The organism is Acinetobacter sp. 24-47-62 (genome assembly GCF_056779765.1).
The window spans coordinates 66,728-89,885 of the sequence record NZ_JBWYIN010000001.1 but is presented as its reverse complement, the minus strand read 5'-3'; the positions used below and the strand labels follow the sequence as shown (position 1 = coordinate 89,885).

The 23,158-nt window shown below is 40.6% G+C and carries 26 protein-coding genes; 22 read left to right on the top strand and 4 right to left on the bottom strand.

The window, feature by feature from the left end:
- The first annotated feature begins 44 nt into the window (after positions 1-44).
- The 20 genes from AC1M87_RS00440 (at position 45) to AC1M87_RS00345 (ending at position 16,916) form a co-directional block, all read left to right on the top strand.
- Complete coding sequence (locus tag AC1M87_RS00440) at positions 45-806, top strand: hypothetical protein (RefSeq protein WP_481592630.1); 762 nt, start codon at positions 45-47, stop codon at positions 804-806.
- A gap of 6 nt (positions 807-812) precedes the next feature.
- The gene (locus AC1M87_RS00435) at positions 813-1,133 is read left to right on the top strand and encodes a hypothetical protein (RefSeq protein ID WP_481590000.1); all 321 of its coding nucleotides are present in this window, start codon (positions 813-815) and stop codon (positions 1,131-1,133) included.
- A 26-nt stretch (positions 1,134-1,159) separates the two neighbouring features.
- Positions 1,160-1,396 carry a hypothetical protein gene (locus AC1M87_RS00430; protein ID WP_481592753.1) on the top strand — a complete coding sequence of 79 codons (237 nt, stop codon included), beginning with the start codon at positions 1,160-1,162 and terminating at the stop codon, positions 1,394-1,396.
- 106 nt (positions 1,397-1,502) lie between these two features.
- On the top strand, positions 1,503-1,646 hold the full coding sequence (locus AC1M87_RS00425; RefSeq protein WP_458773076.1) for a YdcA family protein: 144 nt from the start codon (positions 1,503-1,505) through the stop codon (positions 1,644-1,646).
- Positions 1,647-1,661: 15 nt separating this feature from the next.
- Positions 1,662-1,979, top strand: coding sequence for a DUF4236 domain-containing protein (locus AC1M87_RS00420; RefSeq protein ID WP_481592629.1), 318 nt, complete (start codon positions 1,662-1,664; stop codon positions 1,977-1,979).
- A 66-nt stretch (positions 1,980-2,045) separates the two neighbouring features.
- On the top strand, positions 2,046-2,813 hold the full coding sequence (locus AC1M87_RS00415; RefSeq protein ID WP_481592628.1) for a hypothetical protein: 768 nt from the start codon (positions 2,046-2,048) through the stop codon (positions 2,811-2,813).
- A 111-nt stretch (positions 2,814-2,924) separates the two neighbouring features.
- Positions 2,925-6,620, top strand: a complete 3,696-nt coding sequence (locus tag AC1M87_RS00410; RefSeq protein ID WP_481592627.1) for a lytic transglycosylase domain-containing protein — start codon at positions 2,925-2,927, stop codon at positions 6,618-6,620.
- 10 nt (positions 6,621-6,630) lie between these two features.
- Complete coding sequence (locus AC1M87_RS00405; RefSeq protein WP_481592626.1) at positions 6,631-7,284, top strand: DUF2460 domain-containing protein; 654 nt, start codon at positions 6,631-6,633, stop codon at positions 7,282-7,284.
- Positions 7,281-8,138, top strand: a complete 858-nt coding sequence (locus AC1M87_RS00400) for a DUF2163 domain-containing protein (RefSeq protein WP_481592625.1) — start codon at positions 7,281-7,283, stop codon at positions 8,136-8,138. The genes AC1M87_RS00405 and AC1M87_RS00400 overlap by 4 nt, the downstream gene beginning before the upstream one ends.
- A gap of 58 nt (positions 8,139-8,196) precedes the next feature.
- Positions 8,197-9,930 (top strand): beta propeller repeat protein, encoded by a 1,734-nt coding sequence (locus tag AC1M87_RS00395; protein ID WP_481592624.1) that lies wholly within the window; start codon positions 8,197-8,199, stop codon positions 9,928-9,930.
- A gap of 17 nt (positions 9,931-9,947) precedes the next feature.
- Positions 9,948-11,123 (top strand): hypothetical protein, encoded by a 1,176-nt coding sequence (locus AC1M87_RS00390; protein ID WP_481592623.1) that lies wholly within the window; start codon positions 9,948-9,950, stop codon positions 11,121-11,123.
- Positions 11,116-11,538, top strand: a complete 423-nt coding sequence (locus tag AC1M87_RS00385; protein ID WP_481592622.1) for an NlpC/P60 family protein — start codon at positions 11,116-11,118, stop codon at positions 11,536-11,538. Before AC1M87_RS00390 ends, AC1M87_RS00385 begins: the two co-directional genes overlap by 8 nt.
- 1 nt (position 11,539) lies before the next feature.
- Entirely contained in the window at positions 11,540-14,026 is a 2,487-nt protein-coding gene (locus AC1M87_RS00380) for a phage tail protein (RefSeq protein WP_481592621.1), read from the top strand.
- A gap of 45 nt (positions 14,027-14,071) precedes the next feature.
- A complete protein-coding gene (locus AC1M87_RS00375; protein ID WP_481592620.1) occupies positions 14,072-14,395 on the top strand; it encodes a hypothetical protein in 324 nt (107 codons plus the stop codon).
- 14 nt (positions 14,396-14,409) lie between these two features.
- Entirely contained in the window at positions 14,410-14,661 is a 252-nt protein-coding gene (locus AC1M87_RS00370) for a hypothetical protein (protein WP_481592619.1), read from the top strand.
- Positions 14,645-15,154, top strand: a complete 510-nt coding sequence (locus AC1M87_RS00365) for a hypothetical protein (RefSeq protein WP_481592618.1) — start codon at positions 14,645-14,647, stop codon at positions 15,152-15,154. The genes AC1M87_RS00370 and AC1M87_RS00365 overlap by 17 nt, the downstream gene beginning before the upstream one ends.
- Entirely contained in the window at positions 15,120-15,599 is a 480-nt protein-coding gene (locus AC1M87_RS00360; RefSeq protein ID WP_481592617.1) for a hypothetical protein, read from the top strand. Before AC1M87_RS00365 ends, AC1M87_RS00360 begins: the two co-directional genes overlap by 35 nt.
- Positions 15,583-15,795, top strand: coding sequence for a hypothetical protein (locus AC1M87_RS00355; protein WP_481590983.1), 213 nt, complete (start codon positions 15,583-15,585; stop codon positions 15,793-15,795). The genes AC1M87_RS00360 and AC1M87_RS00355 overlap by 17 nt, the downstream gene beginning before the upstream one ends.
- Positions 15,796-15,840: 45 nt before the next feature.
- A complete protein-coding gene (locus tag AC1M87_RS00350; RefSeq protein ID WP_481592616.1) occupies positions 15,841-16,155 on the top strand; it encodes a hypothetical protein in 315 nt (104 codons plus the stop codon).
- Positions 16,152-16,916, top strand: a complete 765-nt coding sequence (locus tag AC1M87_RS00345; RefSeq protein ID WP_481592615.1) for an N-acetylmuramoyl-L-alanine amidase — start codon at positions 16,152-16,154, stop codon at positions 16,914-16,916. Before AC1M87_RS00350 ends, AC1M87_RS00345 begins: the two co-directional genes overlap by 4 nt.
- 24 nt (positions 16,917-16,940) lie before the next feature.
- Here the strand turns inward: AC1M87_RS00345 and AC1M87_RS00340 are convergent, their stop codons facing one another.
- From AC1M87_RS00340 to AC1M87_RS00330, 3 genes are all read right to left on the bottom strand, one after another.
- The gene (locus AC1M87_RS00340; protein ID WP_481592614.1) at positions 16,941-18,239 is read right to left on the bottom strand and encodes a Y-family DNA polymerase; all 1,299 of its coding nucleotides are present in this window, start codon (positions 18,237-18,239) and stop codon (positions 16,941-16,943) included.
- Positions 18,236-18,805, bottom strand: a complete 570-nt coding sequence (locus AC1M87_RS00335; protein WP_481592613.1) for a LexA family protein — start codon at positions 18,803-18,805, stop codon at positions 18,236-18,238. Before AC1M87_RS00335 ends, AC1M87_RS00340 begins: the two co-directional genes overlap by 4 nt.
- Positions 18,806-18,899: 94 nt before the next feature.
- Complete coding sequence (locus tag AC1M87_RS00330; protein WP_481592612.1) at positions 18,900-19,553, bottom strand: SOS response-associated peptidase; 654 nt, start codon at positions 19,551-19,553, stop codon at positions 18,900-18,902.
- 213 nt (positions 19,554-19,766) lie between these two features.
- Here AC1M87_RS00330 and AC1M87_RS00325 point away from each other — a divergent pair, with 213 nt between their 5' ends.
- Positions 19,767-20,930, top strand: a complete 1,164-nt coding sequence (locus AC1M87_RS00325) for an MFS transporter (RefSeq protein ID WP_481592752.1) — start codon at positions 19,767-19,769, stop codon at positions 20,928-20,930.
- Positions 20,931-20,934: 4 nt separating this feature from the next.
- Here AC1M87_RS00325 and AC1M87_RS00320 read toward each other — a convergent pair whose 3' ends face one another.
- Positions 20,935-22,401, bottom strand: a complete 1,467-nt coding sequence (locus AC1M87_RS00320; RefSeq protein WP_481592611.1) for a GGDEF domain-containing protein — start codon at positions 22,399-22,401, stop codon at positions 20,935-20,937.
- Between the two features lie 252 nt (positions 22,402-22,653).
- Here AC1M87_RS00320 and AC1M87_RS00315 point away from each other — a divergent pair, with 252 nt between their 5' ends.
- Positions 22,654-23,136 carry a hypothetical protein gene (locus AC1M87_RS00315; protein ID WP_035270703.1) on the top strand — a complete coding sequence of 161 codons (483 nt, stop codon included), beginning with the start codon at positions 22,654-22,656 and terminating at the stop codon, positions 23,134-23,136.
- The last annotated feature ends 22 nt before the right edge of the window (positions 23,137-23,158 follow it).

Sequence of the window (23,158 nt, the reverse complement as noted above, 5' to 3'; positions counted from 1 at the left end):
CCATGACCGCCAATACGGCGGTTTTTCATTTTTAAGAGGTCGATATGGCTCAATATTTATTTGGTGCCGGTAAAATCTTTGCCACACCATTACAGGATGTGCACGGTAATCCAATCACCAATGGCACACCCGTTGAAGTGGGTGTACTGCAGTCAACGTCAGTTGATATCAGCTATGACTTGAAAGAACTCTATGGGCGTGGTCAGTTCGCCGTGGATGCCGCACGCGGTAAAGGTTCGATTAAGTGTAAAGCAACCATGGGTCGCATCAACGGCGCATTACTGAATTCCATTTTCTTTGGTGGCGTGGTCACTGAAGGTGGTATTACTGCAGTCGCTCAAACCATCAATGGCGAAGTCGTTGCAGCGTCAGTAACACCAGTCGTTCCGAACAGTGGTACATTCATGAAGGATTTAGGCGTTACTGATGCCAAAGCTATTCCATTAAAGCGTGTGGCGAGTGCACCAGTTGCAGGTCAATACAGTGTGGATGAAGCGACAGGCGTTTATACCTTTGCAGCAGCTGATGTGGGTAAAACGGTATTTATCAGCTTTAAATACACAGCGATGGTGGCAGGTGCCAAATCAGGTGTGGTAAGTAACTTGGATATGGGTTATACGCCTGAATTCAGTGTTGATCTGATGCGTGATTACAAAGGTAAATTCTTTGGAATTGAATTCTTCCGCTGTGTCAGCAATAAGCTTGCGTTTAGCTCAAAACAGGATGATTACGATCTACCTGAGTTTGAATTCCAGCCAATGGCCGATGATTTAGGCCGTGTGTTCAAATGGACTACTTCGGAGTAATACCATATGCAATTTAACCAGGTCGAAAACCCACGTGGTAATCCGCTTAAAATTAATGGCCAGATTTGGATTTTTGCGCCGTTATCCTTGGGTGCTGCTGAAAAGCTGATGCCAAAGCTTAAAACCTTTGATCCAAGTGACTTTGCTTTAGTGGCAGATGTAGCACATAGCTCTTTAAAGCGTAACTATCCTGACATTACCCGCGAATTTATTGCTGATGAACTACTTGATATTGGTCACGTGAACGCCGTATTTGAAACGGTCATGGGGGCTTCTGGTCTGGTTTATACAGGTGAAGACGAGCAGGCCACTGATTCGGGGGAATAGACTGGGAGGAGCTGTACACGCATTTGGTGCTTACATTGGGCAAGGATTACGACTATGTGCGTAATGAATTGGATTTTCCAAGAGTCAAAGCATTGAATGCGTATCACAAGCAGTGTCCTCCCAGCCATGTTGGCATTCAGCGTCTGTGTCGGATCCTTGAGGCATTTATGGGGATTGAAGACAGTACCAGTTCAGATGATACTCAAAGCGATGATGAAGATGATTTGTTTGCGGATCTGCAGAACTTTCCTCAGGGTGGCTAAGGCTGCCCTGATTGATTTTTAAACGAAGTTTGATTAAAGTTTTGATGTACTTAATAAAAACTTCGGAAATAACATGAAAAATATTTTAGGTTTAACTTTTGTCTTGATGTTTGCTTTTACGAGTACTGCAGAAGCGGGAAAGGGGCGTAAACCTTGTTCAGGAAAAAAGGGTGGTATTAGTCATTGCCAAGGAACAAAGTTTGTCTGCAATGATGGTTCTATTAGCGCATCTAAGAAAATTTGTAGATAACAGGGTGTGATTGATATGGGACTTAATTTTAGAAAGAGTTTTAAAGTCGCACCTGGTGTTAGGCTTAATGTTGGAAAGAAAGGCATTTCGAGTGTATCAGTCGGTGGCAAAGGTGCTCGTGTGAGCGTAGGAAAAAAGGGAACGAGAACAACAATCTCAGCACCAGGTACTGGATTGTCCTACTCATCATATAAACCGCACAAAAGCAAAGCACAAAAACAAACTCCGCAAAATAATCTTATGAGTTCAACCAACTCTTCTGAGCCTGATTGGATAGTAATAGGAATAGTCGGCTTTATTATTTTAATGATATTTATCTGGGTTATAAGTTAATAAATTGATTAAAGCTTTTGAGTTGGTTAAAGTTCGCGGGAACTTTATAACAACTTGGATATAACCATGAAAAAAGTAATTGGATTGGGTCTATTAACTTTGGCATTGACTGCTTGCGGTGGTGGCGGGGGTAATTCATCTTCTTCTAATAATGAGGGAGATAAAACACCTGTAGCTAATGCTGAAATCACTGGTGTTTACACTGGCAAGACCAATCAAGCGCAAAATGTTATTGGGTTGGTAGATAAAAATAATAAATTCTGGTTTCTATATACACCACCTTATTCTAACGGAATTACTGGCTTCATGACTGGTGACTTAACTGTTTCTGGTAACACAGTAAAAGCGATAAAAGGGAAAGACTTTTATTTTGGTGGTAGTGCAGTTTACGACACATCTATTGATGGTACTTTTGAAGCTAAAAAGAGCCTAAATGGAACGATCACTTATACGCCTTCAAATCAGGTTACATTTGACACTTTATATGATGCTGAATTAAATAATTCGGTAGCCAATCTCACGACAATCGCAGGATCTTATATAGGTCAATCAGCGATAGTTGAAGGTATTGAAGAAGCAACCTTAACAATTTCAAATACGGGAGTGATTTCAGGTAAGGGACAAAGTGGCTGCACGTTCTCGGGGAAAATAGCAGTTGAAGAAAATGCACCTTACTACAATGTTGATTTAGCTTTTGGTTATTCACCTTGTCTCTTAGCGGGACAGTCTGTAAAGGGTGTGGTTTATTATGATTCATCAATTAAATCACTTTATGCAGTGGCAGAAAATAGCAATAGGCAGAACGCAGTACTGTACTTAGGAACAAAACAGTAACTCCCATAGTTTTGAAACTTACTTAAAGAAGCACCTTAGGGTGCTTTTTAATACCTGAAAATTTTCTATACCGCCTCACGGCGGTTTTTTTATGCCTGCGAGATAGGAATTATGAGCAACAATCGAGTGGAAGTGCACGTTGGTGCGAAGACTTCCGAACTTAAAAAAGGCATGAATGAAGCTGAAAGTATTGTCAAAGATACGGCGCAGGAGATTGAAGTCACAGGTAAAAAAGTGGACTTTCAGATTGACGTGTCTGGTGTGCAAAAGACCTTTGATAATCTTTCAAGCAATATCTCAACGCAGATGCTGGGCCTAGGTAAAAAAATTGCTGCTGGTATTGGTTCTGCCTTAGCTGTAGATGGATTGGTCAGTTTCACTCGCAATGCAATTAGCACCGCTTCAGAAGTTCAGAAAATGTCTGACATGCTGGGTGAATCGGTAGAAGACCTCCAATACTTTGCCAAAGGTGCTCAAACAGCTGGATTGTCATTAGAACAGTTCGGCATGATGGGTAAGGACGCGCTAGATCGGCTCGGTGAAGCACGCCGTGGTGAAGGCGAAATGATGGACTTCTTTGAAAAGGTTGCGCCTAAGATTGGTGTGACCATCGATATGTTCAAAGATTTAAGTGGTCCAGAAGTTATCCAGGCATATTACGATGGATTGGAAAAAGCCAATTTATCGCACGCTGAAACTATCACTTACATGGAGCAGATCGTCAATGATGGCAGTTTGCTTATTCCATTACTCAAAGACGGCGGTGCAGGCTTTAAAAAATGGGGTGAAGAAGCCAAGAATGCTGGCGCTATCATGTCTAAGGATATGGTGGACAACCTCGGTAAAGCCAAAGAAAACCTTTACACACTAGAGCTTCAGTTCCAAGGCTTCCAGGCAATGCTGATCAATTCAGTAACGCCTGCAGTGACTGCTATTGCGCAGAACTTTGACAATATCAAAGCTGTGGTCATCGCTTTAGGTGCAGCTATTTCAGCTAAACTGGTTCTTCAATGCGCCGTATTAGCTAAAGAGTTTTTGATTGGTGTTGCCCAAGGCATGGCTTATCAAATGCAATTGTCTGCGCTTCAAGGACAGGCAATGCGTACCGCTACGGCGATGGGTGTACTGCGAAGCGCATCCGCATTGCTTGGTGGACCTGCTGGCCTAGGTATGTTAGCACTTCAAGGTGTAGCGGCAGGTGCTGCATTTCTTTACATGAAACGAAGCAGTGATGAAGCTCTACCTGCTTTAAGCACACAAGGTAAAAGTGTTGCTCAACTTCGTGAGGAATATGAAAAGCTTGATAAAGCCCAACAGCGTGTATTGACGCGACAAGCCACGGCAGACCTATCCAAAGCTGAGCAGGGTTTCCGTAAACAGGAAATTGCATTACTTGGCTTGGTGCGTGCGGTTGTTAATCATTCCGATGCATCAGATGCTGATAAAAAAGCAGCTAAAGAGCTCCACGATCAATATATTCAAGGCAAGCTGAATTCAGATCAACTAGCCACAGGTATTAATAACCTACGAACAGTTGAGTCTAAACATAAGGCTGGAATTGATGAGAAAGCTGCTGCCGTTAATAAAGAGCGTAAAGCAGTCATTGATGCTCAGGGTGTTCTAAAGACTTATAACCAAGTTGTGACACAAGGTACTAAGGATAATAAGGAACACACCAACTCCATCAACGATAAAGCAAATGCATTAGCCAATTTGACTGCGAAGCAAATGGAGTATGTTCGTGAATCCAACAAACAGTCTGAACGAGAACGCTATATTCAACACAACATGAAAGTTGGTGGTGTGTCGCGTGAGCGTGCTGAGCACATGGCAGATGCTCGTGATAAGGCTGGTATGGGATACACCGCTAAAGACGGTGCAATGCCTGAAGCTGTTAAACAGGCTGAAGAGGCGGACTGGAAACGTAAGCAAGCAGCTGAAGCGCGTGAAGATGCAGAGAAAAAGGCTGAAGAAACTCAAAAACGTCAAACTAAGGAGCTTGAAAAACAGCAACAGATCTTGCAGGTCAATGCGCGTGTAAAAGCGAATGCTGAAAAGTTTAACTATTCGGGCTTTGAAGCCAAGTATGGCTTGCCGAGTGGCATGCTATCAGCTCTTAACATGCAAGAGACTAAGGGGCGAAATGTTGAAGGCGTTCAGACTAAATACGGCACGGCGAAAGGCAACTTTCAAATGCTGGATATGACCGCCAAGCGCTTTGGCGTATCTGATCCATTCGACACAAAACAAGCTGCTGAAGGCGCAGCCAGATACATGCGTTTCTTGCTAGATAAGTATGGTGATATCAACAAGGCTATTTCTGCTTATCATGCAGGTGAAGGGAATGTTGATCGTAGTACCGGTATTGGTCCAATTAATCGCCAGTACGTGAAAAACGTCAAGGGTTACATGGCTGGCGTTAACGGTGTAGAAGCAGGGACTGAATCTTCAGATTTTGATAAATCACTTCAAGAGCAAATCCGCAAAGCTGAAGAAGCTGAAAAGGAAATGCTAGCACTGCAGTATAAATATGCAGATGAAAGCAAGCAGGTTGCTTTAGATCTTAAGAAAGAACTAAGTGACATTGATTCTTCTATATTGTCAGCTGAAGAAAAGAAAGCTTTTTCAATCAAAGCTGAGCAGGAAGCCGCCGACAAAATCAAAGCGATTCGTGTTGAACAGCTTGAAAAACTCAAGGCGCTTCATGAGGAAGAGCTTCAAGGCAAAATGATTTTGTCTCAGCAAATATTCGAGCTAGAAATGGCACGTTTAGATGCTGATCTTGATGCTGGAAGAATCAATAATGCTGAAAAGGTACGTCTTGCAAAGCAACTTGAAGAACAGTTGTATGCCATCAAGCGTATTGGATTGGAGGAGCGCCTAGATCTTGAACAAGAGCTAAGTCAACTCACTGGGAATAGTTCTGGGGTAAGTGGCGTAACCAATGAAATCAGTGCATTAGATCATCAAAGATCGGTGTCTGATATCCAAGTACCAGGCATGATTTCTGATGCCCAAATGAAAGACTTTGAAGATAAGTTTGGGAATCTAACGTCACGAATGTCTGGTCTATGGGATAAAGGCATTCAGTCCATGATGAATGGCACACTGACTTGGAAAAATGCCATGAATGCCATTTTTACAGAACTGGCAGGGGCATTTATTCAAAGCATGATTAGTGAACCACTGAAAAAATACGCTGCAAGTTTAGCAACTCGTATGGCGATTAAATTAGGATTCATCAAAACTGAAACTGCTGCTGAAGTAGCAGGTCAAGCTGCACAGACTGGCGCCGTGGTAGCTGGTGAAGGCATGAAAACCGCTGCAACTTCAACAGGTGTAATTGCTCGTTTAGGTTTAAAGCTCATGGAAGTCTTAAAGTCAATCATGATGTCAGCTTGGGAGGCTATGGCTGGTGCTTGGGCGGCGCTTTCGTCAATACCAATTGTAGGCCCTGCATTGGGTGTAGCTGCTGGTATTGCCGCATTTGCTGGTGTATCTGCAATTGTGGGAAAAGTGGCATCTGCTCGAGGCGGGTACGATATTCCTGCTGGTGTAAACCCTATGACACAACTTCACGAAGAAGAAATGGTTTTACCCAAACAGCACGCGAATACGATTCGTGCCTTAGGTAAGTCTCTAAGTGCAGATGGAGGCTTTGGAACACCTCAAACTCCAAGTCAGCAAGTGAGTAACCATTTCTCAATTCAAGCCTTTGACTCACGTGACGTAAAGCGTTTCTTTGAAAAGCATGGTCGTGAATTGGCGAGTGGATTAAAGGGCCATCGCCGTAATTTCGGTACCTAAGGAGGTTTTTGTGTCTGATGTATTATTTCCTGAATTACCTGGTCTTGAATGGGAGTTGTCAAAAACTCCCATTTTTAATACCAAAATAATGACGTCTGTGAACGGTCGGGAACTTCGCGCAAGTTACCAAGCCATTCCTAAGTATGAAATCTCAATGTCATTTGCATTTTTACGTGAAAACAATGGTAGGAATGAATTACAGCAACTTGAAAGTTTCTTTTTAGAGCGCCGTGGTGCTTTCGATTCATTTCTTTTCAAAATGCCTGATGATTATGAGTTTAATTGCACTTTTCAAGGTGATGGTACGACAACAAGCTATCAACTTTATAAGCAGATGCATACATCCGTAATACCTTTGGCTCACACTAAGGCTGAGACAATTTTTGATGTGGATCCAACATTTTGGAATGAAAATGACAATCAGCAATTTTGGAGTGATAACGACGACGATCTGTTTTGGGATGATACAACTGCAATTATTTCAAAAGATGGAAAGATCACGTTATCCAAACCAATAGATGAAGGCATTAAGTTTGAAGTCGATGGAACATATTACTACCGCTGTCGATTTGCTGATGATGAACAACAGTTTACGAATTTCATGCATAAACTTTGGAATGCAAAAAGAGTTGATCTCGTTGGATCTCTAGGAAATAAAGTATGAGAGCAGCTTCTGCAAAACTAATTGCGTTACTTGATGCTGATCAGTTTGTGATGGCAGATCTGTATACGATCACGACAGTTCAAGGTGATGTATTTCGATATACCAATTATGACTTTGATTTGACTGTTGCAGGTCAAACATATAGTTCAAGTGGTCCCATCATCAGTCGTGATGGAATCAGTCTTTCACTCGGTATTGAAGTCGATAATTTATCGATCAATATTGATTGTATTGATGATAATAAATGGAACGGCATCAACGTTGTTCAGGCATTCCATAATGGCCAGCTAGATGGTGCTCGATTTAAGTTGGAACGGATTTTCATGGACATGGATACGCCAACGGACACCAGTGCCGGTGCTATCAAGCTTTTTGAAGGTCGGATCATTGAGCCTGATTTAGATCGCAATTCTATTCAGGCGAGTGTTGCATCGGATCTAGATGAATTGAACGTGCAAATGCCACGAAACCTGTATCAGCCAAGTTGCACGAATACGTTGTTTGATAGTGCGTGTGGTCTGTTACGTCAAAATTTCATGGTCGAAACGCTAATTGAATCAGGCAGTACTCCAGCACGAATTCTATGCCAGGTGAATCAGCCTCAAGGGTGGTTTACTCAGGGTGTAATTGAATTCTTAGACGGTGGTAATTCCGGCTTGAAACGGACAATTCGACTGCATGAATCGGGTGCTTTGTTATTGACTTTGCCATTGTTGGAAGCACCGCAAGCGGGGCAGCGAATCAAAGTTTATCCAGGATGTGATAAGCGTTTGGAAACTTGCCAAAACCGTTTTAATAACTTCAGCCGTTTCCGTGGTGCGCCATTTATACCGGTACCAGAAACAGCTGTTTAAACAAATTTGTATTAATCCATACCCAGCCATTGAGCTGGGTTTTTTATGGGGTAAAGATATGCCTATTCCATCACCAGCGGACTTCCGTAATAAAACCAAAAAACACTCTGAAGTGCGCGAAATGCTTGCGCAACTGGCTGAAAACGTACAAGACAAATCTAAAACAGCGCTATCTTATTTGTCATTGTCTGAAGCAAATGCTGATATTGCTAACATTCCATTGGGTGTATCTGTCAGAGTTTTAAGTGCAACAGATGGCGGGGATTATTATAAAGCATCTGCAGGTGCTACGAATCTAACAAAAAGTGATTATGATCCTTTAGAGTTGGCTAAATTGTATGTCAATGCGATCAAAAAATTAATAGATGAGGATATTCAAAAAAATAGAGATAGCATTGCTAATCTTGTACTCGGTTTGCACAGTTTATCTATGTCATTAAGCAATGAGTCTGCTAGTTTAAAAAATCAAATTGCATCGTTTTTAAGTAATGTTGAGAAAATTCAACCTCAAGCCAATACGCAAAACAATATATTGTCTAGTCATACAGTAGCGATGCACAAAACCGTTGCAATCATCGCTGACATCAAAAAAGAGATTGATCAAAAAGACAACGCAAGTGCAAAAGTAATTGTCGCTCAATCTGTAACTGTCGATACAGAAGTAGATCGCAGCGTCATTCCCGCAAGCATTAGCAACGATGGAACTAAGTTGTGGACGCAAGGCGATAATGTATTAAGAGAATCAACGGACGGTGGAAAAACATGGAATGTTCTCCACACGTTTTCAGGTCAGCACTTTATTGAATGGGTTAAAGAATTAGATAACGGTGAGCTATTATTACAAGTCATTTACTTTGTGTACTCTGGTCAGACAAAAGTAAGAGATCGCTACAGCATCTACAGAACAAGCGGTAAAGGCACGGAATCAATGACTCTTGTAGAGTGTTTTGCTATTGAGCCAGAAGGCATTTTTGCCCATCACGCTTGGAGTGTGAGCATTCATAACAATATTGTCTTAGTCGGTGAGTATGGTGCAAAAGTACCAACTTGGGCGGGCAAACCTGTCGAGGATGGGGATAATGCTCGTTACGTGCGGATGTCGCTTGACTACGGCAAAACGTGGAAAATTATTTTCGACTTAAACGAAAGATCAGAAACTCCGAATAACGAGGGTCTGCATGTGCATGGTGTTTGCTATGACCAGTACTGGAACCGCATCTGGATAACACATGGTGATGGTTTTTGGGGTGAAACAGCAACGCTCTATAGTGACGATTTAGGCGAAACGTGGACATACGCACATCGCTATAAAAAAATAGATGGGACAAACACTGCACCTGAATATCGCCACCAAAATGTCGGCATCGTTGCTCTACCTGGTTGCGTATTGTTTGGCACAGATGGATTTCCAGACGGTGTGCAGCGCATCGATAGAAAACACGGCAAACATACAGCAAACGGCTTGTACCCAATTGATAGTGCCTATTTCATTGACAACGGCCAGTCATCAATCAATTACGTCTGCTCATCTATTAGTTATGCAAAAAACACAGATTTTTCTCCTGTACTGTTCGGATTTACAGCCGAAACAACGGCAGCAAAATCCTGCGTAATCGCAACGTATGACGGCTTTAAATTCTTCAAGCTGTGGGAAGATTCACTTGTTCAGCCCACAGCGCAAGGAATTGATTTCGTATGTGGTGTAACACTACGTAACGAAGTCATCATGCGCAGTAAAGATAGTCGCACAACAGGCACAGGCAAACGTACAAAGATCACTTTGAAAGTTTAATGCGAAGGGGCATAGAAATGACTTTACAATCAGATTTAAAAAAGGCAGTAGAAGCCGCAAGCGGTGGAAAACAGACAGTTTTGTTTACACCATCTGGACAACCAACCTTTGTTAATATTTTAAAGCGTGAGGATTTTAAAGCGTCTGATGATCCTCTTTTAGCCACAATGGGGATTACAAGTGGTGATCATCCAGCGTTTAAAGTTGGAAGTCGTACACTTGATAAGATTTATGTTGGCACGTACCCAACGTCGCTAGTAAATAACGAGCTTGTTTCTCAGCCTTGGCAAGCAGCAACAGGTATTACAAGTATATCTGAAACAAGCGCACAAATGCAGACTTGGATTAATAACACAGGTTTAAATGCTCATGTCGCAACAGTTGCAGAGTTTAACCTACTTAAAGCATTGATTCGTAAAAGTGCATTCAATCCTTATGGGAATGATGAGTACAAAGGTCTATCTACTGTAGATAGTAAACAGAAAGGTGTCCGTGTAGATGGTTTAGCGGTTGGTGCTGCTAACACAACAACAACGACAACCATTGGGGCGCAGCTATCAGGTGCAATTTTGACAGGTAGTGGCACATCAGGATTTAGAACTGAAAATAGTCCAGTTGGTGTATCAGATTTAGGTGCAGGTTATGTTACGCCAATTCGAGGGGTGCGAGTTATTAAAGGTGAGGTTCAAGTTTACGCAGACCCTACTTTAAAAAATACAGCTGATAATGCAGAAGGTAATTACTCTCTTAGTGTTCTAGCAGTCAGCGATAATCCTAATTTTATGACAAACTGGTATGCAATTGATGCAACCACAGGTGAGCTTAAAACCCCAACATACACAGGTGGTTTGTTAGTTGGAGGTGCTAATACTGACAGGCGTGGTTATACAGTTACAACGATCAACAGTGTAAAGCTAACGGCAGCAACATCATCGTCAGGCGGTTATTATTCAGTTGGAAACTTGGCATTTGATGATTCATTACCTGCAAAAGTAGTCGCTTTCTTACGTTATCTTGGTCTAATCAACGAACCTGCTGTAACTACATCACCAACGCCTGCTAAACGTGGTTCTTTTATTATACCAACTAACGGATTAGCTTTCCCTTCGTGGGGTGCAAGTGGTGTTTTTGAGAGTCGCATAGATCCACAGCCGATCACTGTGTCTAATCCGCGATTATTCTATTATGATTAATAAAGCACAAGAAGCCGTCACCGAAGCCATGACTTGGCTCGGCACACCATACCATCACCAAGGGCGTGTCAAAGGTGTGGGTGTGGATTGTGCGACACTGCTTTGCGAGGTTTATCAAGCAGTAGGGTTAATTAACCATTACGATCCAGGTCCATATCCACCTGACTGGCACATGCACCAGATGGGGCAGCGTTATTTAGAGCATGTCCGACAATTTTGCGATGAAGTTGCAAGACCTCAACCAGGCGATATTGTTCTTTATCATTTTGGCAAGTGTATCAGTCATGCTGCAATTGTCGTTGAGTGGCCAACGATTATCCACTCATATATCCATCAGGGGGTCATTTTCCAGGATGGAACCAAAGGAAGTTTAGCCCGGCGAATTGCCGGGTTTTATCGTTTAAGAGGGCTATAAAATGGGTGGTGTTTTTGGTGGTGGTACCGTCAGTACATCTGACAAACGTATCAATTCAATGCGTATCCAGCAGTCAGCCTATGGTCTTTGCCAGCCTCTGGTTTACGGTAAAAACCGTGTCGCTGCCAATATGTTCTGGTATGGGGATTTTACAGCCACGGCCCACACAACAACGAAAAAGCAAGGTGGTAAGGGTGGTGGCGTAAAAACCAAAAACACGACTTATACCTACAGCGCGTCCTTCATGCTGGGGCTTTGTGAAAATAAAATCAAAGATATTGGGATTATCTGGCGTGACAAAGAACAGATTGTTCCTAAAACGGAAGGTGGTATTCAGCTTAAACCCATTGATCAGCTAGGGTTTGAATTATTTGATGGTGATCATAATCCTGTTTGGGGCTATCTCACATCAAAGCATCCTGACCAGGCATTGCACTATCCATTTCTCGGTTATGTCGCATGTGCCAACTACGATCTGGGGGGGAGTGCCAGCTTATCGAATCACAATTTTGAAGTGATCAGCGACATTACATTCTCAGAAACGATTCAAGATGCCAATCCTGCAGATGTAATTGAAGACTTCATTACCAATCCACGATATGGCGCATCACCAACTTTGCAAATGGCAGATTTGTCTGAATTTCGGACCTATTGTACAGCAACCAATTTGTTGATCAGTCCTGCTTTGACAGAACAGCGTGAAGCATTCGAAATCATCAATGAAATTGTTGAAGCGGTGAATTGTGCCGTGGTACCTAGTCCAGACGGTTTGAAGATCCGATCTTATGGTGACAGTGTCGTCAGTGGAAATGGGGTAACGTTCGTACCTGATCTGGAGCCGGTTTATCACCTTACTGATGACGATTTTCTAGGTGAAGATCAGCCAGTTCGGGTACGCCGAAGTCGTGATACCGATGCCTATAATCATTGCCAGATTGAATATGTAAACCGCTTCAATCAATACAATACTGAAACGGTTGAAGCAAAGGACCAAGCAAATATTGAAATGTTTGGCCTACGTACGCAAGATCCGGTCAAGCATGATTTTTTCTGTGAACCTAAAATTGCCCGTCATGCAGTGCAGTTGCTATTGCAGCGAAAACTTTATGTCCGTAATGAATATGAGTTTGAATTGGGCTGGAAGTACTGCCGTTTAGAGCCGATGGACATTGTGACCATCACAGATGAATCACTAGGCTTAAATCAGTTTCCAGTTCGGATCACCCGGGTTGAAGAAGATGAAGACGGAATGCTCTCGATTACGGCTGAAGAACTGGCTGTTGGATCTCGTTCTGCAGTTGAATATGATCTTCAGTCATCGAATGGGTACCAAGGTGGAAATGAAGAACCAGGAAACGTGAATGCACCGAATATTTTTGAGCCCCCTTTAGATTTGACCGATGGTAAAAATCAGGTTTGGGTTGCAGTGTCGGGAGGAATTAATTGGGGTGGCTGTAATGTTTGGGCCAGCCTGGATAATACGACTTACGAAATGATTGGAACAATCTACGGCTCTGCGCGTTACGGTACTTTGGCTTCTGCCATCAGTGCCAGTGCAACATCCATGCAAGTCCAGTTAAATACATCGAGTCAGATTTTTGGTGGTACCTTGCAGGATGCTGAAGTTGATGCGACCTTATGTAAGGTGGGTGATGAATATATCAACTACATCGATGCAACTTTGGATGGATCAGGGCGTTATACATTAAGTGGCATGCTTCGTGGACGTTTCGATGATGCAGGGCCACATAATGCAGGTGAATCATTTGTTCGTATTGATCGTGCCATTTTTAGCCATGATTACAATGAAAATATGGTTGGAAAGCAGATTTATCTGAAGTTCACCAGCTTCAATGGATTGCAGCAAAAAGAACAGACTCTGGATGAGGTGGCGGCTTATAGTCATACCATTACTGGCAGCCGTCCATCTGGCGTAAAAGGTCTATCCCTTCAGTCAGCCTTTGAAGGTACAAGCTTTAAGGTCCAATGGCAAAGTGCAGCTGGTGCCACAGGATATATCGTTCAAATCATGTCAGGTGGTGTATTGCTACGTGAAGTTGAAACGACAAATACTGATTACAGTTACAGCATGGATGAAGCAAAAATCGATGGTATTCAACGTGCTTATACAGTACGTGTTGCAAGTAAAAACGGTTCGATTGTCAGCACTTTTGCAGAGCTGAATATCAGTAATCCAGTGCCACCACAATTGTTGAACGTGTACACATCGGCAACTGCAGATTCGATCACAGTGACTTGGATTCCAAGTGAAGTACCGGATCTGAAAGATTACCAGGTGTGGATTAGTACCAATGCGAACTTTGATCCTGATACAACGGCAGCACGTTGGACGGGTACCGAAAATGCTTGCACGATTATGGGCTTGCAATCAACGACAACATATTATGTTCGTGTTGCTGCACGGGACGTATGGAAGCCGACCTCGTGGAACTATTCAACACGAATCACACAAGCCACTGCGGATTAATCACAAACCACCTTCGGGTGGTTTCATTTTTAAAGGGGTAATGAATTGCGAGATATCGTGATTAAACAGGGTACGAATAAGCCTATTCCATTAGACGTTAATAATAGTGATGGCACACCATATGACTTTAGTGATGTGACTGAGATCCGCAGCAAGATACGAAATATTAGTCGTGAGGTTATTGCAGAACTCATCATTTCCATTGTTGAGGAAACACCTGGTCGACTCATTATAGAAACAGGTCCTACTGATGATTGGCCTATAGGAGAACATGTTTGGGATGTCTACTTTTATTTGAAAGATGGTCATGTATTTCCTATGCCAGACAAAGGTGTAAGCAAATGGATTGTTGATGAACGAATCTCTTAATGGAGGGTATTTCTATGAGTCAAAACACACAGAAAGTCATTGTGAAAAATTCAGCGCTTAAGGTGACAGTCAGCACATCAAATAAAGCAATAGTTGCGAAAATGCCCATCAAAGTCGTTCAAGTAAATGAAGCTGGTCGTCAAGGACCCAAAGGCGATCCTGGACTAACTTTAGATGAGGTTGATGATCGAATTGATCAAAAAATTAATGAAAATAGAATTTTGTTCAGAGATTTAGCGGGGAATATATATGGTTCAGATACTTGATATCTTACTAAAGGATGATCTGCATCCGAGTCTAGCAATCAATGCGAATAATCAACTACAAGTAAATGTCGATAATGAATCTATTCATATCAAACCAAACGGAACCATTGCCTTAAGTTTTGAATCGCAATTATTTATTAATGCTATTAAAGCCAATCAAACATTAACAGCTCTCTCTTCAAGAGTCGATGCAGAGTCAGGTGCACGTTTTATCACTTATGTTAATGAGCTTGGTCAAACGACAGAATTAAATTTTTCAGCATTTATGACTGATGTCCACGTAAATGGTGGTGTGGTTGAGGGAAAGGTGTTAGTGCTCACTGATACTGCAGGTGATCAAGTGCGAATTGATTTGACACAATTTATGAGTGAAGCTGATGTGCGTGCATTGATTAAAAGTATGTTTACGGTCGCCTTGAGAAATTTAAAAGGTGATATTAAAGGATGGATTTTACCTTATGAGCCAGAACAACCCGATATTGTTTCCGAGTGAAGTAAAAGTACCTGAGCTTGAAGAATTTTCGGATGACTTTATTCTGCATAACAATCAACTATATGTTGATTGGAATCGGGTAGGTAATGTTCTTAAGTCTTCGAGTGGTGGGCCTAGAGTTGTTTACGAAGGTGAGGTTGTGGCAGACGAATCGGATGCTTTCTTTACAATCAACATTCCTGAAAACATATTTGCTGAACCACCCAAAATATTCATCACAGGATTTGCTTTAAATCCCGAAACAAATACTGCTGTCGGGAATGCTGCATTTGCTTGCCTATTCCCATCAAGTATTACAACTACGCGTGCACGTGGTAGAGCAAAAACCGCGAATGCTGCTGGATTGCTGGCAGCTATGGTTCTAACCAATGCAGTTGGGGCGATTGTTCAATTTATAGCTATTGGTAAGCCGTATATAGGAGATCAGTATGCACTTGCCGCCTGAAGGTACCCAGTTTTTTTCAGATTATTATCGCAGTCAAATTGGCGAACATTATTATCTTAAAGAAGAAAACGGAACTTGGTTTGTTTTTAATTTTCAGCAATGGGTAGCATTACCACCACCTGATCAATGGATTTTGGAATATAAAAAGCCAATATCTGAATTTACTGAATGGGACTATAACCCATTTAATGTATAGCCACCTCTGGGTGGTTTTTTTATTGCCGATTTTAAGGGGGCGTTAGTGAATGAACCTAGTGCATCAATTTGGAAAAAATTAAATGAAGTAACAGACAAACTCCAAAAAGTGTCTGAACAACTTATTGAATCAAATGCCATTAACAAAGGGTATCACCAAGCACTTGATCAGCATCGGATCAAGATTGAGGCGCTTGAGCGTGAAAACAATCGTGCTCAAGGTGCGATAGGTTTACTTAAATGGGCATCAACAATTCTACTCGGCATTTCTATAACTAGTGCTTCGTGGACCATTAATACAATCAATCAACTCAAACAAGATGTGGCTATTATGAAAAGCCTTAGAGAGGATAGAAAATGAAATTAATTGAAAACTGGAAACAGGCTTGGAAACTCAAGTCAGTACAAGTAGGCGCATTTAGCGCCTTTTTTTATGCCTTAATTTTATTCTGTGATCAGTTTGTACAGGTCTGGAATGTTATTCCACCAGAGCTAAAAACCTACATTCCCGAACAATGGAAAGAATTTGTCGGGTGTTTTGTGGGTGTAGCTATGATTCTTGCGCGCTTAAAAGCTCAACCTGAACTGCATGGCGTAAATCAGTTTGTAACTGTAACAGCAGGGCATTCAAATTCTGATCCTGGGGCGGTAAATGGCAATCTTAAAGAGGCCGATTTTGTTGTAACCATTCGAAATGCTTTAGCTTATTACCTAAAGCAGGCGGGCTTACAGGTAAAAACTGATGGTATCGGTACTCAGAACGATCCATTGTCTTCAGCACTCAAATTGATCAAAGGCTCTAAAATTGCTCTAGAGATTCACATGAATGCAGCAGCAAACAAAACTGCTGTTGGTATTGAAACAATCTCATTACCTAAAGATAAGAAATTGGCTCAAGAGATCTCTAAAGCCGTTCAGAAAATCACAGGTTCACGACTTCGTGGAGATAGCGGCTGGATTGATCAATCTAAATCGGCTCGAGGCAAATTGGCTTTCGTACAAAATGGAGGTTTAATCCTTGAAGTTGGTTTTATTTCTAATGATGCTGAAGCAAAGCTAATTCAAGATCAAGCATGGTTGATTGCCAGGGAAATCTCAAAAGTAATTATTGCTAATCAGTAAAGAGATAGCCCTCTAAATGAGGGCTTATTTATCAATTGTAAGCATACCATCCAAACTAAAATAATTACGACTAGCACTGGCTCTTTTACCAACCCATTTACGATTGGGTAAATAACATGGTCCTACAGAGATTTTGGTTTTACCGAAACGTTTTTGAATATGCTCATAAGCCACCATTAACTTCTCATTAGTTTCAATACTCTCGTGGTCAGCAAAAAGCTCAGGGATATAACTGTCCTTATCAATTAAATCAGAAAGCATCACACCACATTTCTTAAATTGAATACCTGGTCGATATATTTGTTCCAATAATTTTAAGGAATAACGAGCTAAAACAGTCACGCTGTCAGTTGGCTCTGGAAGGTCTATAGAAGTGGACTTTCCATAGTATGGAACATTCTTGTCAAATGGATTGGATTGAACAAACACAATTAAGGCTCCACAAAGTGAACCATCATCTCGTAAGCGCTTGACTGCATCCTGAACGTATTTGCAAATCGCCTCTCTCATATCCCCGATGTCAGTAATCTTCTCGCCAAACGAACGACTAGCCACAATCTGCTTTTTTGGAGGAGGTGTGTCTTCAAGTCCGATGCATGAAATCCCTTGTAACTCCATTACTGTTCGCTGCATAACAGATGAAAATAATTTTCCAATTTGATGTGGGCTACATTTGGATAAATCTAATACAGTATTTACCCCCATATCATTTAAGCATTTCGTATGTTTTCTACCAACTCCCCAAACCTCAGAAACATCAATCAGGCTCCAAAAATACTCACGATGGCGTACGTCCATATCGACAAGGTTACAGACACCGTTAAAACGCTTGCCTTTCTTTGCCATGTGATTGGCAATTTTAGCTTCTGTTTTAGTACGGCCAATTCCAACGCACACAGGTAATCCAATCCATTTAAGGATTCGGTCTTTCATTTCTCTAGCAAGATCATCCAAATCATAATGTTCTGCATACGCCGTCAATTTTAGAAAACATTCATCAATTGAATATATTTCTTGCTCATCCGGTGCAACATACTGTCCAAGGATTGAATGAAAACGATGTGACATCTCGGCATATAAAGCGTAATTGCTTGATAAGACCTGAACATTATGCTGCTCTACAATATCTCTAATTTTAAATAGAGGTACACCCATCTTAATGCCTAGATCTTTAGCTTCTTGAGATCGAGCAACTGCACAGCCATCATTATTTGATAACACAATGACTGGTTTATTTATAAGAGAAGGATTGAACAGACGCTCACATGAGACATAACAATTATTTACATCTACGAGCGCGTAAATTTCTTGTTTTGACTTCATTTGAACTTCTTGATAACGCTAGTAACTACGCCCCAAATTTCAAAAGTTTGACCTTCCATTGGGTGGATATCTTTATAACCTTCATTCTCAGCTTTGAGCCAACAGCCTAATGCATCTTTAATGAGGCGCTTCACAGTGAACTCATTATCAATCAATGCGATAACAATATCTCGATGTTGAGGCTCAATACTACGATCAACAATCAAAGAGTCGTTAATATCTAAGCCAGCATTGAGCATAGATAAAGAGTTAACCTTTACAATGAAAGTTGCGTGATCATTACTAATCAAATATTCATTTAAATCTAGTTTTTTATCGATGTAATCTTGAGCGGGAGAAGGGAAGCCAGCTTGGACACGCTCTGTAGCTACAGGAATTTCTATACGGCTTAATGGATCTAATAATCGAATATCAGAAATTTCATGATTAGGTGATTTTTTTAAATAATTTTTAATTTCTACAACTCGAGACTCTGGTACACGAATAACTTTTGTTGGTTCATCAAACTTAGATTTTCGACCAGCACCTTCGCGCTTTCCACCGTGACCTGATATAATTTCTGACATGATTAATTTCCCCTTGATTGTGTTACATAATCAAGATTGTATTCATGCTTTAAATTATTTCAACATATAAAAATTAGCCAATGCTAAAAAGGCTTTAAAATAGAGAGTCTTGCTGTTTATTTTCTGATGAACGGTCGAAAGGTTTGGTTATATATTCATCATCCATTTCAAAAAAAAGTTCATGAGCATCTAAATGGGAAACTGTTAACCAGTCTTTTCTATACTTCTCTGGAATAACAATTATAGATCGCTTTTCATCATCTGGACCATGAAACTGTTTCATAAAGGGGTGATGCTCAGCATTGACAGTCAGCATCGAGAAAGAGCGGATTCTTTGCCCATTGATATTTGCATCCTCATATAAGGCAGCAACAGTAAAAGGGTTACCATCTTCGCGTGATATACCGTACCAATGTGGCTTCCCATCGATGTACTTTGGCTCGTAGAACTCTTGTACAGGCACTAGACAAAACTTGTCGTTCTTCCAAGCGCTGCGGAAAGAGGGCTTTTCTGCAATTGTCTCTGTGCGTGCATTGTATGTATGCCGACCAAATTTAAGCTCTTTGGACCAATGTGGTAATAAACCGAATTTACCTACATCGAGTTCAAAATGATCTGCGCCATTCAACATGATTGGTGCGTCATATAGTGGATACACATGATCTTTTAAATCTAATTCAAGTTGTTCATTGTGAATGTCTAAGAGCGACAATTGCTTACGTGATGGAAATTGATAGTTTGAACACATTTTTTGGACCTTAAATAGGTTTAGTTGATTGTGTGTTGTTAGAATATCAGAATTAGAGTTTAGAGCAGTCTACAAAAAATGAAGAGTCTACAAAAAAATAAATTTGTAGACTGATTTGTAGACTGATGAAGTGCAATTACACCTAAGTGGTAACAAATGTATGCAACTATTGAATGATATTAACTTATTGAAAATACTGGTAATTGCAATATGATACAAGCGTTGCCAATTAAAACAAAATTAGGTGGATTCTACTTTTTCTACTATGCGATTGTCGGTACCTTCATGCCGTATTGGAGTCTATATCTGCAAGATCAGGGATTTAGCTTTTTAGAGATTGGGTGGCTTAGTGCAATTGCAATCATGACACGTTTTTTTGCGCCGTTTATTTGGGGTTGGGTGGCGGATAAAACGGGTAAAAGAATGCTATTGGTGCGAATCGCAACATGGATGGAAGCGAGTATATGGTTCCTCATTTTTATTATACCCAATAATTTTCAATCAATTGCCTTGTTAATGTTGATCTTCAGCTTTTTTCAAAATGCGATACTTGCTCAATTTGAAGGCGTTACATTATTTTGGTTAGGCGAAAATCGAAATGAACTTTATGGCAAAGTGAGAAAATGGGGATCGATTGGGTTTATTGTTGGTGTTTTCTTTATTGGTCTAATTCTTGAAATCATCGATATTCAGTATCTCCCGATTTTATTACTGAGTATTTCATTTCTAGCGTTCTTATGGTCATTTACAGTAAAAGAACCGAAGGGCGCACCAAAAGCCCAAAAAACACTTGAATCCATTATTCCAGTTTTAAAACAACCAGTTGTGAAAGTAATTTTCTTAATTGAGTTCATTATGTTGTTTGCTCAAGCACCATTCTATAGTTTTTATAGCAATTACTTACAGTCATCTGGATTTAGTACCACAGCAACAGGATTTCTTTGGTCAACAGGTGTTATTGCTGAAATCATGATGTTTGCCTATGCATCATTTTTTTTAAATCGTTTTACATGGCGTCAGTTGGTTGCGATCTGTTTATGGATGACTGGGCTTAGGTTTTTGATTGTTGGTTTATTTCCTGAAAGTTTTGTTCTCCAATTTCTCTCCCAGACAATGCATGCATTCAGTTTCGGTTTATTTCACTTATTGGCGATGCGCATTATTTTTGAGCACTTTTCTGCTGGGCAGCAGGGTAGAGCTCAAGCTTTGTATAGTACGATGTGGGGCTTGGGTGTGGCATCTGGAAGCGTATTGGCAGGACAATATTGGGAGCTGATTTCTGGCAGCTATATTTTTATCATTGCAGGAGCTTCAACGTTGATTGGTTTCATATTTTTATCCGCTTTACCAAATCTCAAGCCCACTGAAGCAAGATAGTGACTTATGATGTTTGAGTAAATAGTAATTGCGGATCCACGCATAATCTATTTCGTCCTGCAGATTTCGCTTGATAAAGGGCAACGTCTGCACGATTAATCAATTGTTGGAATGGGGTGCTAGACGGAAGTTGTTGATAACTTAAACCTATGCTTACACTAATATTGAGATGTTGATTTTGCCTGATCATAATCGGTGTTTCTGCCACGCGGTCGCATATACGCTGTGCGATTTCAATGCAGGCTGGTAGGTTACTATCTTTAATTAAGATGGCAAATTCTTCACCGCCAACTCTACCGAATAAATCATTTGATCTAATTTGAGATCTGACGATATTGCTAAAGTCTTTGAGAACAATATCACCTATTTCATGTCCATATTGATCATTAATTTTTTTAAAGTGGTCAATATCGAGTAGTAGAATAGACACGCTGTGAATATTGGATTTCACCTCCCTATGAGTTGAGTCTATCGTCTTTTCGCTTTCTTCATAAAAATATCGGCGATTCATAGTCGTTGTTAAACTGTCATGGTTCGCTAAATATAATATTTGGTGATATAGCTTTTGGCGATTCAAACTAATAATTGATAATGTTAGTGGGCCTAAAGCCAGCATGAAAAGACCGATGCGAACAGACAGTGTTGTCGAAATAAATGCCTCTGGAGATTCTGTTAGATAATATGCACTTAAGCTGTTGTATAAGAACATACATACAAAGCAGTTGATGATTGCAACCAACAATAAATTGTAGGTTAATGCTGCCCAGATGAGTGCTCCAATCGGGAACATGATGGCGCCAGGGCCAATAAAAAAGTGAGTTAGAATTACAGATACAACGACAAATACGAAGGGTAAGACAAGGGGTAAACTTAAACGTTGATTTTTTTGATTTACAAAATATTGTTGAACTGTAGTTTTGCTTGGTAATGCGAGAACAATAGGCAAAAAAGCGACAAAGTTAAGAATTTCACCACTCCACCACATGCCAAAATCAACCCAAATACGGCTGAGCTCCATAAAGCTGTTAGGAACATAAGGGATGGTTAAAATCGCAAAGGTTGGGCTCGCTAGGCACCCTCCAAAAGCACTAATTAAAAATAAGTAAACAAATGTAAGACCTTTATTGAATTCTTGATAATTGATTTTTAACCGGTTCAGTAGGTATAAGGTCACTAATGGGTTTAGCAAGTTAGCAAGAGTTAACAACCAAGTAAGTTGTAAAGTGTTGCCAGTACCTAGGTCTGCAAGCATATACCCAGAAAAGGCCCCAAGCCAGCCACCAAGATTATTGAGATAACTAAATCTTAAAAAAAGACCTAGTAGTACGGCATTTGCAGGCCAGAAAATTGCAAGAAATGAGAGAGGTCGACCAAGTATTCCAGCCAAAGCACAAAGTGTAATGATGAGCATGACAATCAAAAAAGATTGTGCATTGTTTTTAATCAGCTCTGTTCGTATCCATATGGTCATACTTAACGTATATTCCCTTGCATAAAATCTTATATTTTTAAGCTTTCTGTGAGGTATAGAATGAATATTATTCTGATAAGAATATATTTTTGCACTAATAAATCAATAGATCGCATTAAACTGCTGATGATTTAAAGTTCATCAATAGGGAATTCATTTTCTTATATAAAATTGTTCTTATCACGTTAATTCTATAAGTTTTCTTGCTGAAATGTGCTAATTTAGCTCTAAACGTTGACCTATAGATGTTGTATGAAAAAAACAGTTTTTTTTGCACCTTTACTTTTATTAATGACGTCTTTTTCTTCTGCCGATCAAAATGTCCAAGCGCAAGCTAAAGGTGCTGATTTACAACAGCCTGAAAATAATATTCGAATCAACATGCGCCCAGAAATTTTAGGTTTATGGGGAATGGAAATTCCAAATAATAAAAAATGTGTTGAGTATTATAATTTCCGTGGTAACAATGAGGTGGTCGTGAATAGTGCTAAAGAGTGGTCGGTCGGTTTATTTGAGTATCAACCATCTCAAGACAGCTCTTCGGGTTTGTTGCCTACCTTGGTCATGCAAGTCAATTATGAGAACAACGAAAAAGACTGCTCTGGTAATCAAGTAGATCAGGCAGGAGATTTGTCTCAATATTTTGTAAAATGGGACAATCCGAATCAAATCAATTTCTGTGCATCTGAAAAGGGTGGACAATGTTTTGCAAAACTTAATCGTATATTGCCATGAGCTAAAATCTTTGCAGCGTATT

What these genes read in the sequence shown, in the direction of transcription:
- AC1M87_RS00320 (WP_481592611.1), bottom strand. Translation starts at nt 22,401, where the DNA reads ATGACCATATGGATACGAACAGAGCTGATTAAAAACAATGCACAATCT.
- AC1M87_RS00390 (WP_481592623.1), top strand. Translation starts at nt 9,948, where the DNA reads ATGACTTTACAATCAGATTTAAAAAAGGCAGTAGAAGCCGCAAGCGGT.
- AC1M87_RS00360 (WP_481592617.1), top strand. Translation starts at nt 15,120, where the DNA reads ATGAGCCAGAACAACCCGATATTGTTTCCGAGTGAAGTAAAAGTACCT.
- AC1M87_RS00410 (WP_481592627.1), top strand. Translation starts at nt 2,925, where the DNA reads ATGAGCAACAATCGAGTGGAAGTGCACGTTGGTGCGAAGACTTCCGAA.
- AC1M87_RS00335 (WP_481592613.1), bottom strand. Translation starts at nt 18,805, where the DNA reads ATGTCAGAAATTATATCAGGTCACGGTGGAAAGCGCGAAGGTGCTGGT.
- AC1M87_RS00330 (WP_481592612.1), bottom strand. Translation starts at nt 19,553, where the DNA reads ATGTGTTCAAACTATCAATTTCCATCACGTAAGCAATTGTCGCTCTTA.
- AC1M87_RS00435 (WP_481590000.1), top strand. Translation starts at nt 813, where the DNA reads ATGCAATTTAACCAGGTCGAAAACCCACGTGGTAATCCGCTTAAAATT.
- AC1M87_RS00315 (WP_035270703.1), top strand. Translation starts at nt 22,654, where the DNA reads ATGAAAAAAACAGTTTTTTTTGCACCTTTACTTTTATTAATGACGTCT.
- AC1M87_RS00365 (WP_481592618.1), top strand. Translation starts at nt 14,645, where the DNA reads ATGGTTCAGATACTTGATATCTTACTAAAGGATGATCTGCATCCGAGT.
- AC1M87_RS00380 (WP_481592621.1), top strand. Translation starts at nt 11,540, where the DNA reads ATGGGTGGTGTTTTTGGTGGTGGTACCGTCAGTACATCTGACAAACGT.
- AC1M87_RS00345 (WP_481592615.1), top strand. Translation starts at nt 16,152, where the DNA reads ATGAAATTAATTGAAAACTGGAAACAGGCTTGGAAACTCAAGTCAGTA.
- AC1M87_RS00370 (WP_481592619.1), top strand. Translation starts at nt 14,410, where the DNA reads ATGAGTCAAAACACACAGAAAGTCATTGTGAAAAATTCAGCGCTTAAG.
- AC1M87_RS00400 (WP_481592625.1), top strand. Translation starts at nt 7,281, where the DNA reads ATGAGAGCAGCTTCTGCAAAACTAATTGCGTTACTTGATGCTGATCAG.
- AC1M87_RS00385 (WP_481592622.1), top strand. Translation starts at nt 11,116, where the DNA reads ATGATTAATAAAGCACAAGAAGCCGTCACCGAAGCCATGACTTGGCTC.
- AC1M87_RS00440 (WP_481592630.1), top strand. Translation starts at nt 45, where the DNA reads ATGGCTCAATATTTATTTGGTGCCGGTAAAATCTTTGCCACACCATTA.
- AC1M87_RS00420 (WP_481592629.1), top strand. Translation starts at nt 1,662, where the DNA reads ATGGGACTTAATTTTAGAAAGAGTTTTAAAGTCGCACCTGGTGTTAGG.
- AC1M87_RS00415 (WP_481592628.1), top strand. Translation starts at nt 2,046, where the DNA reads ATGAAAAAAGTAATTGGATTGGGTCTATTAACTTTGGCATTGACTGCT.
- AC1M87_RS00340 (WP_481592614.1), bottom strand. Translation starts at nt 18,239, where the DNA reads ATGAAGTCAAAACAAGAAATTTACGCGCTCGTAGATGTAAATAATTGT.
- AC1M87_RS00355 (WP_481590983.1), top strand. Translation starts at nt 15,583, where the DNA reads ATGCACTTGCCGCCTGAAGGTACCCAGTTTTTTTCAGATTATTATCGC.
- AC1M87_RS00395 (WP_481592624.1), top strand. Translation starts at nt 8,197, where the DNA reads ATGCCTATTCCATCACCAGCGGACTTCCGTAATAAAACCAAAAAACAC.
- AC1M87_RS00425 (WP_458773076.1), top strand. Translation starts at nt 1,503, where the DNA reads ATGTTTGCTTTTACGAGTACTGCAGAAGCGGGAAAGGGGCGTAAACCT.